The organism is Paraburkholderia humisilvae (assembly GCF_902859855.1).
In the GTDB taxonomy this organism is placed as follows: domain Bacteria; phylum Pseudomonadota; class Gammaproteobacteria; order Burkholderiales; family Burkholderiaceae; genus Paraburkholderia; species Paraburkholderia humisilvae.
On sequence record NZ_CADIKH010000201.1, the window covers coordinates 1 to 3,753 of the forward strand.

The window sequence follows — 3,753 nt, forward strand, 5'->3', positions numbered from 1 at the left end:
GGGGAACCGATGGGGTTCGTATCCAAACCGTGGACGATGCTCTGGTGTGGGTCTTCGCCGCCGTCGACCATTGTGACGGGTATTGCGCAGGCATCCACGCGGTGAAGGCCGCGAGCGCTTCGCCGCGCTTGAGCCTGTTGCTCAGGGACTGCAAAGCGAATTCGGCGGAGTGAGTGCGGGGATCGGATCGGGACTGACGCTGCGGATGGATCATGGCTCCCAGTACACGTCCGACGACTTTCGGAACCAGCTCAAATTCTGGGGCGTCACGGCCAGCTACGCATTCGTCGCCGAACCGCAAACCAATGGCGTCGCTGAGCGGTTCAATCGAACCATGAAAGAACAAGCGATTCACGGGCGTATCTTCAGGAATGTTGATGAAGTTCGTGACGCTGTCGTTGACTTTAAAGATCGTTACAACCGAGAATGGCGGCTGGAAAAACTGGGCTTCATGTCACCCCTCGAAGCCCGTCAGGCACGGATGTTTAAACAGGCCGCCTGAGTCCCAAAACCGTGTCCAAACAATCCGGGCCGATACATTCAGGCTTGATCCAAAAGAAATTACTCATAGTCGAAAGAAAAGTCCAGTACATCCTGAGCAGCTTTCTCGCGTAACCGCCCAATGGCTTGCCACGGAATATCCGAGGCTCAACCCGTGCGTTCCATCACCGTCAGCACAGCGCGAAAGAAGCAGTCACCATCTCCATGGTATCGCGTGTGCGTGCCCATTAATCAAATCTTAATAATTTTAAGACTGTCCATGATGTGGAGCGATGGACCCGATTTCGGGCTACGTGGCACCACCGAAAGAGGGTTGGCCTGTACCGGGTGGCCGTGGATAATAATTTGGTGCTTCAAGGCATTTTCCGTTGCTAGCGATACCGCCACGTTGAATTCCGGAAACGACTGCTCATCGCGCGCGACGTTCGTCAGCGCACTGATGAACGTCATAAACTATCCAGTCCGCGCGGGATGAAGCCAGCGCCTTCAGCACCTTAGCCGCGAAAGCTGATTGCGTATCAGTTGCCCTACAAAGCTCAGATGTTGACCCGTGAAAGTCACACTTGGCGCAGACTCCACGAGGGAGATGACTAACATGCATAGTCGGTGTTTTCAACAGCAAAATTGGCCCAATTTTCCCCTCACTTCTCCGGTAAAAATAGAGCCTCTGCGGGTCGGGCTGGTCACTGTTTTCGCCAACACGATCTATAGCTCGCCATCTTCCCCGCTCACGCGAAAAGATCGCCCGGGGAGGCGCGCTTGGTTGGCTACTGCCAGAACATAGTCGCTACATTCGGGAAAACGATCCGCGAGTTGCTCCATGTGCCCTGGCGTTCTTCACCCATTCGGGCGCCAGGATTTCAAGCGCCGACGCAATCGCGCCGGCGCTTTTTTTGCGTGTGCCCGGCAGGTGCAATAGTGTGCAAGTCCCGCCGTCGACCCTGACGTACAAATGGCCCCGCGTCGACGGCCTTGCCGTCGGCAACTTTGGCGGCCGCCACATGGTACGCGTCGTCGCCGGTCAGCTCTGGCGTGCAGCCGAACCTGTTCTGCGCGACGCGCAGGCCGATCGAGCTGCAGCACCTGCACGCCGGCGCCGCGATCGCGCACGACGACGCAATTGCCCTGCCGGCAGGTAACATATCCATGTTCGTCGACCGACCACGAGAAGCCGAACAACCGAAGGGACGATCGCATCTTTTTCATCATGGACCTACGGCGAAGAATCGTCTCGCTGGACCACATTGAACAGTTCGCGCACGTCATCGACGTCGGACAACCTTGCAGTGCGATGTAACTCCTCAAGCGCCCTCACGTCGCCTGGCTCGGGTGGCTCGCCCCCCCCAAACTGCGTTCTGAGTGATGCCCACTCGCGCGCGATAGACTCACGCCGCACGTCGTCGCGACCCGGTTGCGCGGCGCGTGCGGCAGTTGCCTGATTGCTACGCGTCCCGTAGCCGTCCGCAAACGCAAGGGGCCACCGCCGGCCCCCTCGGGTAGCCCCCGGCTTTCGATGACGTCCCGCCGCCGGTTGGCTACCTTCACCCCGGCCACTCGAAACCCGCTATCCTCCGCATGCGCAGCGTCCTGAACATGTCGGTCTCTTTGTACGCAGTTACGGCAACGCGGATCTTGATGGGACCGGCAGAATTGGAAGCGTCAGTATCCGCATGACACGATCGCATCGCAATGCTTATTTATTGATCAGCATTCCTTTTCCGTGCTACTGGTGGATAGGCAAGGGATTATAAGCCTCGCGAGCCGCAAATTGGCCGGATAGCAGCCTTGGTGTGCACGCCACGAGTTTTTTCAACCGCCGCCACACGGGCCGCCCGCTGATGGATTAGCTGCGCCTGCGCCACTTGCCGCTGCCTGAATATTACGACCTGCTGCGCGCGCTCTCGCCTCATGTGAAGCGAATTGACGTTTCGTGGAGTTTCTGAATGCGCAGGCTACGATGGGTAATGTCCGCGCGCACGAGTTTGATTGCGTCCGGCTCAATTCGCGCCGCCACTAAGATGGCAACGGGGGCACGAAGCTGAAGCAAATCACCCCGTGCGCCAGCGGATCGGCGACCCGGGGTCGCATCGTCAACATCGGACTTGCACCCCGGGGGCGTTGCGAATCTGGGCGGCATCGGCCGGGCACCTGTTCGAATTCCTCTTCCTGTCTGCGTCAGACGGGCCTCCAATTAACGCCATCGACCTCCATCGCCGCACGTGCGCACGCGCGCGAAGCAACTGAGTCAGCCAACAGAATCAACCCAGTGGTGGCGCCGAAACGTCTGATTTACGCAGGCTCGAACAAGCATCGGACCCACGCGACGATAATGTCTTTGTACACTCCCAGGCCGGCGCAACGAGGACAGAGGCCTGCATTGGCCTCCTGTACGGCAAAATGCACCGGCGGCAGTGCGCGCCGTCGAAGTCACGTGAACTGCTCAAGCGTGTTGCCACCAAAAACACAATGGTGCCCGCCCGCACGTCGCGCGCAAGGATCGGCCCTCCGCTTTCACGGGATGAGGCCGAATCGTGGACAACTACTGACGACACAGGAGAAAAAGGTCCCGCCAGTGAGGTGGTCCGCCTCGACACGGCGGGATTCAAAACAAGCCTCCAAAATCGAGGGAACTACACGTTTGGCCAACGCAAGCTAACGGAAAGCTGATGCTCAAGACAATGCCGCAGCACAACAACAACGCTAGGGCGACTTCCAATATCCAGGGTCATCGATTTTATCGCCGGACTTCGCTTCGCCTCATAAGGACGACTCGACGGCAGGCAAGCTCATGTCCCGCTCCTCATTTTCATTGCCGCCTCGGTCACCAGGGTTGCGAGGCACTTCGTGCGATCGACGCTAGGATTCGGCGTCTGTTCCGCCGTCCTAAGTCCTCCTGATGCAGCAGGTGAGTTTCATGAAGGCCTCGTGGATAAAGGCGAGGCGTTCAAAGCGGATGCGCAGTCGGCGAAAGTTGTGCAGCCACGAGATGGTTCACTCGACGACCCAGCGGGTTTTACCCAGGCCGCTGCCGTGAGGCTGGCCGCGGCGGGCGATTTGAGTGGCGATGCCGGCGGCGTGTAGTGGGCGGCGGTATTTGTCGTGATCGTAGCCGCGGTCGCCCTGGACGACGCGCGGCTTTGAGAGTGGTCGGCCGCGCTTGCCGCGAATGGGCGCGATGGCGTCGATCAGGGGATGTAACTGCGTGACATCATGGCGATTGGCGCCGGTGAGGATCACCGCGAGCGGGATGCC

General features: G+C 59.2%; 2 protein-coding genes and 1 pseudogene. 1 reads left to right on the plus strand and 2 read right to left on the minus strand.

From position 1 onward, the window contains the following. The first annotated feature begins 169 nt into the window (after positions 1 to 169). The gene (locus HV796_RS40675) at positions 170 to 502 is read left to right on the plus strand and encodes an integrase core domain-containing protein (RefSeq protein ID WP_217478207.1); all 333 of its coding nucleotides are present in this window, start codon (positions 170 to 172) and stop codon (positions 500 to 502) included. 230 nt (positions 503 to 732) lie between these two features. Here the strand turns inward: HV796_RS40675 and HV796_RS40680 are convergent, their stop codons facing one another. Together HV796_RS40680 and HV796_RS40685 are read right to left on the minus strand one after the other, a co-directional pair. Continuing rightward, positions 733 to 951, minus strand: coding sequence for a hypothetical protein (locus tag HV796_RS40680; RefSeq protein WP_175233339.1), 219 nt, complete (start codon positions 949 to 951; stop codon positions 733 to 735). Positions 952 to 3,384: 2,433 nt separating this feature from the next. Further along, a pseudogene (locus HV796_RS40685) lies at positions 3,385 to 3,753 on the minus strand (transposase); the annotation flags it as partial.

Excerpts from the sequence above, each read along its gene's own strand:
- HV796_RS40680 (WP_175233339.1), bottom strand. The coding sequence starts at position 951 with ATGACGTTCATCAGTGCGCTGACGAACGTCGCGCGCGATGAGCAGTCG.